Raw genomic sequence first — 12,005 nt, 5'->3', positions numbered from 1 at the left:
ACCAGTAGGGCGTGTGGCCGTCGGCTCGTCACCCGTGGGACCTCCCGTCACAGTGGCTGGCGAGAATCCCACCAGCAGCACGATCACATATGTTCGTTTATGATCGAATATGTGTGGCAGACCAGTAAACGCGGTCGCAACCGGCGCGTCAATACCTTGAAACATACATATGTGATCAGAGATGATCGGGTGGTGCATGACGCCGAGCTCGCGACACCAGGAGCCGAACGCGACCGTGGCCCGCTGCTGACGGCGTGGTCAGCCACACGTGCTGCCGAGCTTCTCGACCGCGCCTCCCTTCCGCTTCCGCCTGGCGCGCTGCCCGGTCCGGTGATCGGTGAACCCGCATGGCGGCAGGCGGATCGCGCCACCATGGAAGCCATCCGCGCACGCGCCGAAGCAGAGCACGGTACTGCCTGGCCACAGCCACTGGCGTCGCAGTACTCGCGCTTCTTCCGGGACGGCAACCGCACCGCATACGAAAGTCAGGTCGCTGCCCGGCAGGAACGGCTCACCCGCGCGGTGGTCCTGGCCGCGGCCACGGACGATCCAGCGTGGCTGGACGAGGCTGCCGACGGCATCTGGCTGCTGTGCGAGCAGAGTTCGTGGTGCTGGGCCGCGCACGATACGCACGTCCGGCAGTCCGGAACCGCCCTCCCCGACGTGCACGCTCCCTACCTCGACCTCGGTGCGGGCGAGGTCGCCGCGCAGCTCGCCTGGGCCGATCACGTTCTCGGACCGGTACTCGACACCCGGTACCCCGGGCTCCGGGAGCGGGTACGCCACGAGGTCCGCCAGCGCATCGTCGAGCCGTTCCTGGGCCGGCGCGACTGGCCCTGGCTCGGCCTGGACGGAGACGTGCACAACTGGTGCCCGTGGATCTGCGGCAACGTCCTCGTCGCCGCCTTGCAGCTCATCCCCGACGGCGACGAGCGAGTGGCCGCCGTCGCGTGGGCGATCGAGAGTATCGACCGTTTCCTTGCCGCGCTGCCTCCCGACGGTTCGGTCGACGAGGGATACGAGTACTGGTGGAACGGCGCGTGCCGGGCGCTGGAGGCGCTCGACGTCGTCGCGCACGCCACGGCCGGCGCACTCGACGCGAGCCAGGTACCCGTCGTCCGCGCGACCGTCGCGTTCCCCCATCGCATGCACCTGGGTGGAGACTGGTACCTCAATGTCGCCGATGCCCGGGCCCGGCCGCCCCGCGATCAGCCCTGGGCCGTGCTCCACCGCTGGTCCCGGCACGTCGGCGACCACGACGCTGCCGCGCACGCCGCGTCATACCGGGTCCCCGGCGAGCCCGTGGCAACGGCCCGGCACGGGCTCGGCCGGCTGCTCGGCGCGCTCTGCGATCCACAGTGGACCGCGGCCACGACGTCGCGCCCTCCGCTGGTCGGCAGCGCCTGGTGTCCCGGCGTGCAGGTGGCGCTGGCACGCGAGCGGCCCGGCACGACGACGGGCCTGACCCTGGCCGTGAAGGGTGGGCACAACGGCGAGCATCACAATCACAACGACGTCGGATCGGTCGTGGTGGCCGTCGACGGCGTGCCCGTCGTCGTCGATGCCGGGCGGCCCACGTACACCGCGCAGACTTTCGGCCCGGACCGCTACGCCATCTGGACCATGCACAGCGACTGGCACAACGTGCCAAAAGTTCGTGGCACGCCGCAGGGCCAGGGTCGCCGGTTCCACGCCCGGCGGTGCGCCGTGTCCCGCGAGCCGGACCGGTTCGTCGCGCGTGTCGACCTCGGCTCCGCCTACCCGGTGCCCGGTCTCGAGTGGCGGCGCGACGCCAGCCTCGACACCCGTGCCTCCCGGGTCACCATCGAGGACGCCTGGACCCTGGCGCCCTCCCCCACCGGCGGGGCCGCCGAGGTGGAGCCGACCACGCTGCACTACCTGCTCGCGGGCGAGGTCCACATGCCATGTCCCGGTCGGGTGATCGTCTGGCCACTCGACGGTGCGCGCGCCACCCAGCTCACCTGGAATCCGGACCGGGCGGCGGGCTCGTTGACCGGACGTATCCTGGACGACCCGATGCTCACCGACGTCTGGGGCAGCCATCTGACCCGGCTCGAGTTGCGCATCCCGGACGACGAACCCGGCAATATCGCCCTGACGACGGAGGTTCTCGGATGAGCGTTCCCGAAGCGCCCGATCTCCTCCCCGACGAACGCCGGGAACGCGTGCTGCGTGCCGTCCGCCGGCACGGGACCGTGCGGGTGAACGACCTCGCCCAGATGCTCGGCGTCGCGGCGATCACGGTGCGCCGCGACATCGCCCTGCTCGCCCGGCGCGGCCTGCTGCGGCGCGTACACGGCGGCGCCACGTTGCCCCACGACGAGTCGGCGACGGGCACGTCGGCAGACCATTCCCAGCGTGCCCACGGGGAGCCACCAGCCGACGCCGCGATCGAGGATCCCGGCACGTCCCCCGGCCGGGCCAGCCGTTCGCTCACCCTGGGGATGGTCGTGCCGTCGCTCGACTACTACTGGCCCGACGTCATCCGGGGGGTGCGGGAAGCCGCCGCCGGTTCGTCGGCCCGGGTCGTCCTGCGCGGCGCGACGTACGAGGCCGCCGACGAGCGCCAGCAACTGACCCGGCTGGTCGAGGCGGTCGGCGTCGACGGTCTGCTCGTGGCTCCCACCACCACCGGCCCGGAGGGCGAGGAGCTGGTGCGCTGGCTGGAGACGTCCGCCGTGCCGATCGTCCTCGTCGAGCGGGCAGCCACGGTGGGGCCGTACGGCGAGGCCATGGAGTCGGTGGTCAGCGACCATGTCAACGGCGCTGCCATGGCCGTGCGGCATCTGGCCGGGCTCGGCCATCAGCGCGTGGGGCTGACCGCCACGGCGGGCAGCCCCACCACTCCCCACGTGCGCCGGGGCTGGCAGAAGGCATGTGACGAGCTGCACCTGCGGCTCGACGGGGTTCCGGATCTGCGCACCATGGATCACCGGGACCCGAGCTGGCCGGACACGGTGAACGAGATCATCGACGCCTGCCTCGCCAGCTCGACGACGGCGCTGCTCGTGCATTCCGATCCGGAGGCCATCTCCGTCGTCGAGCGGTGCCAGGAACGCGGCATCGACGTACCCACGGATCTCGCCGTCGTCGCTTACGACGACCAGGTGGCCGCGCTGTGCGATCCGCCACTGACGGCGGTACGGCCACACCGCGAGGCGATCGGCCGCGCCGCGGTGTCCCTGCTGACCGCCAGGCTGCACGACTCCACCGGCGACCGGCCAGCCCACAGCGTGGTGGTGGGCCCGCAGCTCATCGTGCGTGACTCGTCCGTGCCAGCCGGCGGCTAGCACGAGCGGGAGCCGTCATGGCCGTGCTACTGGGTGGTGAGGGTCAGCTCGAACGTGTATAGCGACGCGCGGTACAGGTGTGACCCGTATTCGATGGCCCGGCCGGCGTCGTCGTAGGCGACCCGCGTCATTGTGAGCAGCGGCGCGCCGGGTTTCTCGTCCAGCAGCCGCGCTTCGGCCGTTCTCGCGGTTCGCCCGCCGATCGACTGGGTGGCGATCTTCAAGCTGATTCCGGCGGCCCGGATGACATCGTACAGGCCCTTCTCTTCAAGGGTCTCGCTGCTCAGCTCCAGCAGCGAGGTCGGGATGTAGTTGCGCATGATCGACAAGGGTTCGTCACCGGTGTACCGGAGACGCTCGATGACGTAGACGTCGGTGTCGACATCGATACCGAGCGTTTCGGCGATCATCTCCGACGGGTGGTCCACGTCGAACGCGAGGACCTGCGTGTGCGGCGACCGCCCGGCGGCACGCAGGTCATCGAAGAGGCTGGACAGCTCGACGGGCCGGCGCACCTTCGGCTGCACGACCTGAGTACCCACTCCCCGTTTGCGCACCAGTAACCCGCGGTCGACCAGATATTCGATCGCGCGGCGCATGGTTGGACGCGACAGGCCAAGCTGATCTGCCAGGAGGATTTCGTTGTCCAGCCGCGTTCCCGGAGGGTACGCACCCGACTCGATCAGTTGTTCCAGGTGCTGGGCGACCTGGAAATACAACGGGACCGGGCTGTTGCGATCGACCACCAGCTGCGGAATGCCATCATCCATCCGGACCCCTCACCCGTCGTCAAGTTTGCAGACATCAGCATGTTAAGACATGACGTCCCTGCGTAGCACGCAGTCATGTGGACATCTAACGAAAAATCCTCGCATGACCTGCCTGTCACTAGTCCAGACGCCGGTAGCGGCCTATGGACCTCACAGTCTAGGCTGTGCGAAGGTTATGACATTCTGACAGCAGGAGGAGCCACTCTCCGAAGGGTTCGGGAGCCGAGTTCCAGGACCCCTGTGGATGCCACTAACGGCATGTCTGTTCATTGGAGGAACCGATGAAAACTCGCTCAATGCGCTCCCGGGCCGGCGGATTCGCCGTCGGCCTCAGCACCGCCGCGCTCGTGCTCGCCGCCTGCGGCTCGGATGACGACTCCGATGCTCCCGCCGACGGTGAAGAAGTGACCGAAGCCACCCTGACCATCGCCGAGAACGCTATCCGAGGCGGAAAGAACGCCGAGGTCGCCGAGTGGGTCGAGGACTGGGTCATCCCCGAATTCGAAGAGATGAAGGCCGAAGACGGGGTCGACGTGACCGTCGAATTCGACGGCAGCGGCGCCGACGACGAGGACTACAAGACCTCGCTGGCCCTCGACCTGCAGACCGGCGAGGGCGCCGACGTCATCGGCGGGTTCGACGGCATCTGGACCGGAGAGTTCGCCCAGGCGGACTACATCCAGCCATTGAACGAGATCTACTCCGGAGCTGACGACTGGGAAGGCTGGGACCAGGTCCCGGAGGCCGTCCAGCAGAACATGTCCTTCGAGGGTGACCGGTACGGGATCCCCGTCGGCACCGACGGCCGGGTGATCTACTACAACACCGAGCTGTTCGCCGAGGCCGGACTTCCCGAAGACTGGCAGCCCACCAGCTGGGAAGAGATCCTCGACGCCGCACGCCAGCTGCAAGAACTCGACGGCGTGACCCCGATCCAGATCAACGCCGGAACGCCGATGGGCGAGGCCACCACGATGCAGGGCTTCCTGCCACTGCTCGCCGGAACCGGAGCCGAGATCTACGACGAGGACGCCAGCCTCTGGATGGGTGCCTCGCCGGAAATGCAGCAGGTACTCGACTTCTACAACACCATCTACGTCGAGGAGGAGCTCGGCGATCCGCTTCTGCAGCAGGAGGCCGCCGGACGGGACAACTCGTTCCTCATGTTCTCCGAGCACGAGCTCGGGATGCTGATCGAGGGGGACTACCTGTGGCGCTCGGTCATCACCCCCGATTCCGACATCGCTCCCATGGAGGACCGCGACGAGGTGGTCGGCTGGGCGAAGATCCCAGCCGTCGAGCCCGGTGCCGGCGTCGGCGGACAGGACTTCGTCAGCATGTCCGGCGGCGGTGGCCAGGTGCTCAACCCGAACACCGACTATCCGGAACTCGCCTGGGAGCTGCTGTCCTTCATGAACTCGAAGGAGGCGCTGCTCGAGCGGTACGGCGACGATCCCCGGATCACCTCGCGGGCCGACGTGAACGAGGAACTCGACCTCGACGAGATGATCCGCTACATCACCGACGAGGTGCTGCCGATCACCTTCTACCGGCCGGGTTTGGAGGAGTACCCCGAGGTCTCGATAGCCCTGCAGGAAAGTACCGAAGCCGTGGTGACCGGCACGTCGCCGGCCGATGCCGCGGAGCAGTACCAGTCCTCGCTCGAGGGGATCGTCGGTGACGAGAACATCGCCAACTGATCAGGAACCGGACGAGCAGCCCGTTGTCGAGACGGCGCCCAAGCGGCGCCGTCTCGACGAGGACGCCGCCGGCCTGGGCAGGACACGTGCCAGTGCCTTCGTGGCACCGGCACTCGTCCTCATCGGCATCTTCCTGGTCTTTCCCGCCCTGTGGACGCTGTATCTCGGGGTCACCAACTGGCAGTTGACCGGTCTGGCGGCCGCCGAGCCGGAGTTCGTCGGGCTGGACAACTACATCGACGCCCTCACCAACGACCGCTTTCTCGATTCCGTCTTTCGCACCCTGGTCTTCGTTCTCGGCTCCGCCCTGATCGGCCAGATGGTGCTCGGCTTCACCATCGCGTGGCTGATGCGCACCGCCGGCAAGACCCTGCGCGGGATCGTCGAAACGTTGGTGCTGATGGGGTGGATCCTCCCCGCGTCGGTCATCGCGTGGCTATGGCTCGTACTGCTCGACCGGCGGGAAGGGACGCTGAACTCCTTACTCGGGACCGGGGAAACGGCGTGGCTGCTCGAGTACCCGATGCAGTCGATCATCGCCTTCAACATCTTCAACGGCACGGCGTTCGCGATGCTGCTGTTCAGCTCGGCACTGGCCTCGATACCGCCGTCGCAGCTGGAGACCGCCCGGATGTCCGGTGCCGGAACCTGGGCGACACTGCGCGACGTCGTCTTTCCCAACATCCGCGGGCACATCCTCACGGTGATGCTCCTGGTGACGTTGTGGACGTTCAACGTGTTCACGCCCTTCCTGCTCACCCAGGGCGGGCCCGGCCAGGAGACGGAGATCTTCCCGGTTCTGATCTACCGGATGGCGCTCGAAACCGGCCAGCTCGGCCGGGGCGCGGCATTCTCCCTGATCATGATCGTGATCAACCTCGCGATCGCGCTGATCTACCTCCGTGTGCTGAGGGAGCGACGCCAGAAATGACGACCACCCACGAGACCACACCCATGAAGCACCGCGATGCGGTCGGCATCGTGCGCACGACGCTCGCCAAGATCGGGCGATACGTGTTCATCGGGTTCGTCATCGTATTCTTCGCGCTGCCCGTGCTGTGGCTGGTCACCGCGCCTTTCGACCAGGCACCGGCGCTACGCCTGTCCGTTCCGGAGTTCACCCTCCAGAACTTCCAGGTGCTCATCGACAACCCGTACGCGCTGCGCTCGATGTGGAACTCGGTGATCATCGCGGTGGGCACCATGGCAATCGTCCTGGTTCTGGCCGCGCTCGCCGCCTACGCGCTGTCCCGGGTACGGGTGCCCGGCCGCGACATCTTGCTGTACTCGCTGCTGCTGCTGTCGTCCATCGTCACGGGCACGGCCGCGATGGTGCCGATCTTCGTCTTGATCACCGAGCTCCAGCTGATCGACACCTACCTCGCGGTCGTCCTGGTGATGGCTGGCGGCCTGCTGCCAGCAGCGATCTTCATCTTGAAGGACTTCATGGACAACACCCCGAAGTCCTACGAGGAGTCCGCTCGGGTGTACGGGGCGTCGCCGCTGCAGATCCTGCGGCACGTGGTCGTCCCGATCGCCCGGCCCGGGCTGGCCACCATCGCCGTCTGGGGTGTCGTGCAGGTCTGGGGGAACTTCCTCATCCCCTTCATCCTGCTGCGCTCACCCGAGCAGTTCCCGGGGGCCGTGGTGATGTTCACGTTCTACACCGAGGGCGGCCAGCCCAACCTCGCGCTGATCTCAGCGTTCTCCCTGCTGTTCTCCATCCCGGTGGTGCTGCTGTACCTCTTCGTCAGCCGGCGCTACGGGTTCCGCTTTTACGGAGGTATCAAGAGCTGATGGCGGAGATCACCACGCACCAGCTGGTCAAGGAGTTTCCCGGCGGAGTGCGCGCCGTCGACGGGCTCGATCTGACCATCGCCGACGGCGAGTTCTTCGCCCTGCTCGGACCGTCCGGCTGTGGCAAGACCACCCTGCTGCGCACCATCGCCGGCCTCGAGGCCGCTACCAAGGGACGCCTGACCATCGGTGACCGCGACGTCACCGAGCTGCCTCCGGGAAAGCGCGACGTCGCCATGGTATTCCAGGACTACGCGCTCTTCCCGCACATGTCCGTCGCGGACAACATCTCGTACCCGCTGAAGATCCAGCGGGTACCGAAGAGCTCACGGCACGCGACGGCTGCCGAGACGGCCGATGGGCTGGCGCTGCACGGGCTCATCGACCGCCGGCCCGGGCAGCTCTCCGGTGGCCAGCAGCAGCGGGTCGCGCTGGCCCGCGCCGTGGCCAGCAACCCGACGGTATTCCTCTTCGACGAGCCGCTGTCCAACCTGGACGCTCGGTTGCGGCTGGAAGCCCGGACATTCCTCAAGCGGCTGCAGCGCGATCTCGGCGTGACCACCGTGTTCGTCACCCACGACCAGGCCGAGGCGCTGGCGCTCGCCGACCGGATCGCGATCATGAAGGAGGGACGTATCCAGCAGATCGGCAGCCCGCGCGAGGTCTTTGCCCGGCCCGCCAACACGTTCGTCGCGTCGTTCGTCGGCTCCACACCGATGAACTTGCATACCGCGACGGTGTCCGGCGAGCACGTCAAGGTCGCCGGCTCGTCGGTCCCGATACCTCCGTCCGCGCGCAGCCGGGTCAGCGACGGTGACGAGGTGATCTGGGGTGCGCGCCCGGAATACCTGCGGTGGTCCACCGAGCCCGTCGAGGATTCGATCGAGGGCAGCGCCACCATCGTCGAGAATCTCGGCGCGGCGGCGCTCGTCACGGTGGATGCCGGGGGGACACTCATTCAGCTGGTTGTCGACGAGGACGACGAGCCCGAGATGGGAGCACGCGGGTGGGTCGTCCCGCGCATCGATCGGACCTTGCTGTTCGACGGCGCCAGCGGCGAACTCATCCTCGACGACACTCCCACATCCCCGTGATCTCGACGCCCGCACGGCGATCCCAGGGAACGGACGAGACATGACCACACGGATCGAGCGAACCCTGACACCCGACGACCGGGCAGAGACGCCGTACCTGACCATCCCCTTCGAGATCGGCCCCGGAACGTCGACGCTGGAAGTGCGCCTGTCCTACGATCGCGGCAGCGGCGTGATCGATCTCGGCTGCGCCGGAGCGGACGGCTTTCGCGGATGGTCGGGCGGTAACCGCGAGCGCTACGTGATCACCCCGGAGGCCGCGACCCCCGGTTACCTGCCGGGTGAGCTGGAGCCGGGTACCTGGTCCGTCGTGCTGGGCCTGCACCGCATTCCCGCTGCCGGCCTCGACGTCACGGTCGAGATTGACGTGCCCGCATCCGGCCCTCCCGAGGCTGAACCACCCGCTCCCCCGCTGCCCGAGCGCCCGCCGCGCCGGCGGCTGCCTGCCGACTCCGGGCGCACCTGGCTGGCCTGCGATTTCCACGCGCACACCGTGCATTCTGACGGTGCTCTCGGCCGCGCCGGACTCGCCGCGCTGGCCGTGCAGGCCGGGCTCGACGTGCTCGCGGTCACCGACCACAACACCGTGAGCCACCACGACGGGCTCGGCCAGATCGGCGACGCCTACGGCATCACGCTCGTTCCCGGCCAGGAGGTGACCACCGACCGCGGCCACGCGAACGCCTTCGGGGCGATCCCCTGGATCGATTTCCGCCAGCCTCCGGACACCTGGGTGTCGCAGGTCGCCGAGACCGGTGGCCTGCTGTCCATCAACCATCCGCTGGCCGCCGACTGCGCGTGGCACCACCCGCTGGCCCAGCGTCCGCCGCTGGCCGAAATCTGGCACTGGAGCTGGCTGGACACCCGCTGGACCGGCCCGCTGTCCTGGTGGAACGCGTGGGGCTGGGACACGATCCCCGTCGGCGGCAGCGACTTTCACGCACCCGAGCAGGGCCGGCCCATCGGCGTGCCCGTCACCTGGGTTGCCGTCGACGACGATGTGGCCGACCGGCTCACCGCCCGCGCCGGAGAGGGCCGCACCGGAGAGGGCGTCGCCCGAGACGGGGACCGGACCGCCGCGCCGGGATCCGCATCGGACATCGGTTCCGACGCCGTCCTGGCCGCGTTGCGCGCGGGGCGGACCGCCGTGGCCGCCGGCCGGGACGGTCCCGCTCTCCTGCGGGTGGACGGCGAGCTGGTCGCCGTCGATGCCAAGGGCACGCTCCTCACCGACACGCTGGGACGCCGCCGCCCGGTCCACGACGATCTGGCCCGCTTTCCCGCCACGTCCGGGCCGCACTGGCTGGAGACGCCCGACGCCGCCGTCCTCGCGATCACACCCTAGCCCGCCCCACACGACGAAGCCCACACGATGAAGCCATCTGATCGTTGACGATCCTGCACAAGTCCATGTCGGTGATCGTTGATGCGCAGCACGACAGCGCCCACCGTGTCAGGCAAGGAACCGACATCATCACGGCCATGACCTCCACAATGTCGGTTCTTGCCGACGAGCCCAAACCTGCTGGCTCGGCCCCCGGGCCGGCCCACACGACCGGGCCACCCTGCTGGCTCGGCCTGCGGCCGGCATCCACCACACCCACCGGCTGTGCCATCGCGACAGTTCCCACCGGTTGTTCCACCACGACGGTTCCCACCGGTTGTGCCACCACGACGATCTTCACGACTGGTGAGCCGGACCCGTGAGTGATCGATGTGGAGTTTCCGCCCGTCGTGCGTAGAGAATGGGCCACTATCACGACCGTTTTTCCCCGCAGCCCAGCCGAAACTCCGCATCGATCACCGGGCAGCGGAACCTCGGGGCAGCGCCCACCGTGTCAGCCAAGGAACCGACATCATCACGGCCATGACCTGGACAATGTCGGTTCTTGCCGACGAGCCCAAACCTGCTGGCTCGGCCCTCGGCTGGCCCACACGACCGGCGCCACCACCAGCCCTCTCGACCGGGCGTCCATGACCGGACGCCTCCCGCTCCCGCTACTGGGACACCGGAAAGGCAACCCCGCTGCGCAGCACGACATTCGCGAACGGCGTGAACTCCCCGGTGCGTACGACGGCGCGAACCGCCCGCGTCTGCTCCTTCAACACGTCATGGCTCACCCGCAGCTCCTCGGCCCCGTGCAGCCGTTGCCGCACGTGATCGACCAGGTGACGGCTGTGGTCGAGAGATTCGTCAGCGATCGTGTAGGCCTCGACCCTCAGCTCGGCGAGCACGGCCTCGACGACGTCGATGAATCGCGGCTGCCCGGCAGCGAAGGCCAGATCGATGCGCTCGACGCCGGGCGGGACGGGTAAGCCCGCGTCGGCCACACACAGCGTGTCGCCATGGCCCATCGCCGTGACCACGGCAGACAGCCTCGGATGCAGGATTCCATGGTCTTTCATACTCAGCGCACGTTCTCCACGTCGTCGCGGCTGGGCAGTGCCGGCTGGGCTCCATCCCGGGTCACCGTCACGGCCGCGGCACGCGTCGCCCAGCGCACCGCCGCCCCGAGACCTTCACGGCGAACGAGGGCGTCGGCCAACGCACCACAGAAGGCATCACCCGCCGCCGTCGTATCCACCACGTCGACCTCCACTGCGGGCACGTACGACACGCCCTCCGAATCGACCAGGAGCGCTCCCCGTGCACCCAGCGTCACCACGATCGCGTCCGGACCGTTGATGCGCCGGGACAGATCGACGATCCCGTCGAGGTTGCCGCTCGGTAACTGCTGCCCGGCGAGGACCTCCAGTTCCGTCTCGTTGAGCACGAGCACGTCCACAGCATCGAGCAGGGCCGGCCTCAGCTCCCGAGCCGGCGCCGGGTTCAGCACGACGGTCCCGCCCGCGGCGCGCGCCGCTGCCTCGACAGTATCCAGGGGCACCTCAAGCTGCAGCAGGGTCACGTCCGCGTCTGCCAGAACGGCGGCCGACGACGCCACGTCGCCGGCCGAGAACATCCCGTTGGCGCCCGGGCTCACGATGATCGTGTTCTCCCCGGCCTCGTCGACCGCGATGTACGCCATGCCGGTGGGGGTCTGCGGCGTCACCGTCACCGCGGACGTGTCCACACCGGCACTGTCCAGCATTCCCGTCAGGAACGAGCCCGCGTCGTCATCGCCCACCCGGCCCAGCATCGTGACGTGCTGGCCCAGCCGGGCCGCCGCGACCGCCTGGTTGGCTCCCTTCCCGCCAGGGTGGCGGGTGTGGTCCCCGCCCAGGACGGTCTCGCCCGGGCGGGGGTGGTGCGGTACCGGCATCACCACGTCCAGGTTCAGGCTGCCGGCAACGGCCACCGCCGTCCGTTGCCCCATCCCCGATTGCACCGCG

11 protein-coding genes are annotated in these 12,005 nt (G+C 68.4%); 8 read left to right on the top strand and 3 right to left on the bottom strand.

The features are described from left to right. Positions 1-171 precede the first annotated feature (171 nt). The gene (locus DPM12_RS07890) at positions 172-2,139 is read left to right on the top strand and encodes a heparinase II/III domain-containing protein (RefSeq protein ID WP_158542817.1); all 1,968 of its coding nucleotides are present in this window, start codon (positions 172-174) and stop codon (positions 2,137-2,139) included. Continuing rightward, positions 2,136-3,311: a substrate-binding domain-containing protein gene (locus DPM12_RS07885; protein ID WP_112257771.1), complete on the top strand. Its 1,176-nt coding sequence runs from the start codon at positions 2,136-2,138 to the stop codon at positions 3,309-3,311. The genes DPM12_RS07890 and DPM12_RS07885 overlap by 4 nt, the downstream gene beginning before the upstream one ends. Before the next feature lie 26 nt (positions 3,312-3,337). Here DPM12_RS07885 and DPM12_RS07880 read toward each other — a convergent pair whose 3' ends face one another. Continuing rightward, positions 3,338-4,081: a GntR family transcriptional regulator gene (locus DPM12_RS07880; protein WP_112257770.1), complete on the bottom strand. Its 744-nt coding sequence runs from the start codon at positions 4,079-4,081 to the stop codon at positions 3,338-3,340. Positions 4,082-4,362: 281 nt separating this feature from the next. Between DPM12_RS07880 and DPM12_RS07875 the strand changes: the two genes are divergently transcribed. The 6 genes from DPM12_RS07875 to DPM12_RS23125 all read left to right on the top strand — a co-directional run bounded on the left by DPM12_RS07875 (position 4,363) and on the right by DPM12_RS23125 (position 10,379). Continuing rightward, positions 4,363-5,781 (top strand): extracellular solute-binding protein, encoded by a 1,419-nt coding sequence (locus DPM12_RS07875; protein WP_211658622.1) that lies wholly within the window; start codon positions 4,363-4,365, stop codon positions 5,779-5,781. Then, positions 5,759-6,712: a carbohydrate ABC transporter permease gene (locus DPM12_RS07870; protein WP_211658620.1), complete on the top strand. Its 954-nt coding sequence runs from the start codon at positions 5,759-5,761 to the stop codon at positions 6,710-6,712. Before DPM12_RS07875 ends, DPM12_RS07870 begins: the two co-directional genes overlap by 23 nt. Beyond that, the gene (locus tag DPM12_RS07865; protein WP_211658619.1) at positions 6,709-7,578 is read left to right on the top strand and encodes a carbohydrate ABC transporter permease; all 870 of its coding nucleotides are present in this window, start codon (positions 6,709-6,711) and stop codon (positions 7,576-7,578) included. The genes DPM12_RS07870 and DPM12_RS07865 overlap by 4 nt, the downstream gene beginning before the upstream one ends. After that, positions 7,578-8,672: an ABC transporter ATP-binding protein gene (locus DPM12_RS07860; protein ID WP_112257767.1), complete on the top strand. Its 1,095-nt coding sequence runs from the start codon at positions 7,578-7,580 to the stop codon at positions 8,670-8,672. The genes DPM12_RS07865 and DPM12_RS07860 overlap by 1 nt, the downstream gene beginning before the upstream one ends. 40 nt (positions 8,673-8,712) lie before the next feature. Then, positions 8,713-10,017: a CehA/McbA family metallohydrolase gene (locus DPM12_RS07855; RefSeq protein WP_112257766.1), complete on the top strand. Its 1,305-nt coding sequence runs from the start codon at positions 8,713-8,715 to the stop codon at positions 10,015-10,017. 137 nt (positions 10,018-10,154) lie between these two features. Continuing rightward, positions 10,155-10,379 (top strand): hypothetical protein, encoded by a 225-nt coding sequence (locus tag DPM12_RS23125; protein ID WP_123788520.1) that lies wholly within the window; start codon positions 10,155-10,157, stop codon positions 10,377-10,379. A gap of 291 nt (positions 10,380-10,670) precedes the next feature. Here DPM12_RS23125 and rbsD read toward each other — a convergent pair whose 3' ends face one another. Together rbsD and rbsK are read right to left on the bottom strand one after the other, a co-directional pair. After that, positions 10,671-11,078 carry a D-ribose pyranase gene (gene rbsD, locus DPM12_RS07845; protein WP_112257764.1) on the bottom strand — a complete coding sequence of 136 codons (408 nt, stop codon included), beginning with the start codon at positions 11,076-11,078 and terminating at the stop codon, positions 10,671-10,673. Positions 11,079-11,080: 2 nt separating this feature from the next. Further along, the gene (gene rbsK / locus DPM12_RS07840; protein ID WP_112257763.1) at positions 11,081-11,989 is read right to left on the bottom strand and encodes a ribokinase; all 909 of its coding nucleotides are present in this window, start codon (positions 11,987-11,989) and stop codon (positions 11,081-11,083) included. Positions 11,990-12,005: the final 16 nt, after the last annotated feature.

Origin of the sequence: Phytoactinopolyspora halophila, from assembly GCF_003287285.1 — a bacterium.
GTDB lineage: Bacteria > Actinomycetota > Actinomycetes > Jiangellales > Jiangellaceae > Phytoactinopolyspora_A > Phytoactinopolyspora_A halophila.
The sequence above is the reverse complement of the archived record's forward strand: the minus strand, read 5'-3'. Positions and strand labels throughout refer to the sequence as shown.

Excerpts from the sequence above, each read along its gene's own strand:
- DPM12_RS07880 (WP_112257770.1), bottom strand. The coding sequence starts at position 4,081 with ATGGATGATGGCATTCCGCAGCTGGTGGTCGATCGCAACAGCCCGGTC.
- rbsK (WP_112257763.1), bottom strand. The coding sequence starts at position 11,989 with ATGGGGCAACGGACGGCGGTGGCCGTTGCCGGCAGCCTGAACCTGGAC.
- DPM12_RS07875 (WP_211658622.1), top strand. The coding sequence starts at position 4,363 with ATGAAAACTCGCTCAATGCGCTCCCGGGCCGGCGGATTCGCCGTCGGC.
- DPM12_RS07865 (WP_211658619.1), top strand. The coding sequence starts at position 6,709 with ATGACGACCACCCACGAGACCACACCCATGAAGCACCGCGATGCGGTC.
- DPM12_RS07885 (WP_112257771.1), top strand. The coding sequence starts at position 2,136 with ATGAGCGTTCCCGAAGCGCCCGATCTCCTCCCCGACGAACGCCGGGAA.
- DPM12_RS07855 (WP_112257766.1), top strand. The coding sequence starts at position 8,713 with ATGACCACACGGATCGAGCGAACCCTGACACCCGACGACCGGGCAGAG.
- rbsD (WP_112257764.1), bottom strand. The coding sequence starts at position 11,078 with ATGAAAGACCATGGAATCCTGCATCCGAGGCTGTCTGCCGTGGTCACG.
- DPM12_RS07860 (WP_112257767.1), top strand. The coding sequence starts at position 7,578 with ATGGCGGAGATCACCACGCACCAGCTGGTCAAGGAGTTTCCCGGCGGA.
- DPM12_RS23125 (WP_123788520.1), top strand. The coding sequence starts at position 10,155 with ATGACCTCCACAATGTCGGTTCTTGCCGACGAGCCCAAACCTGCTGGC.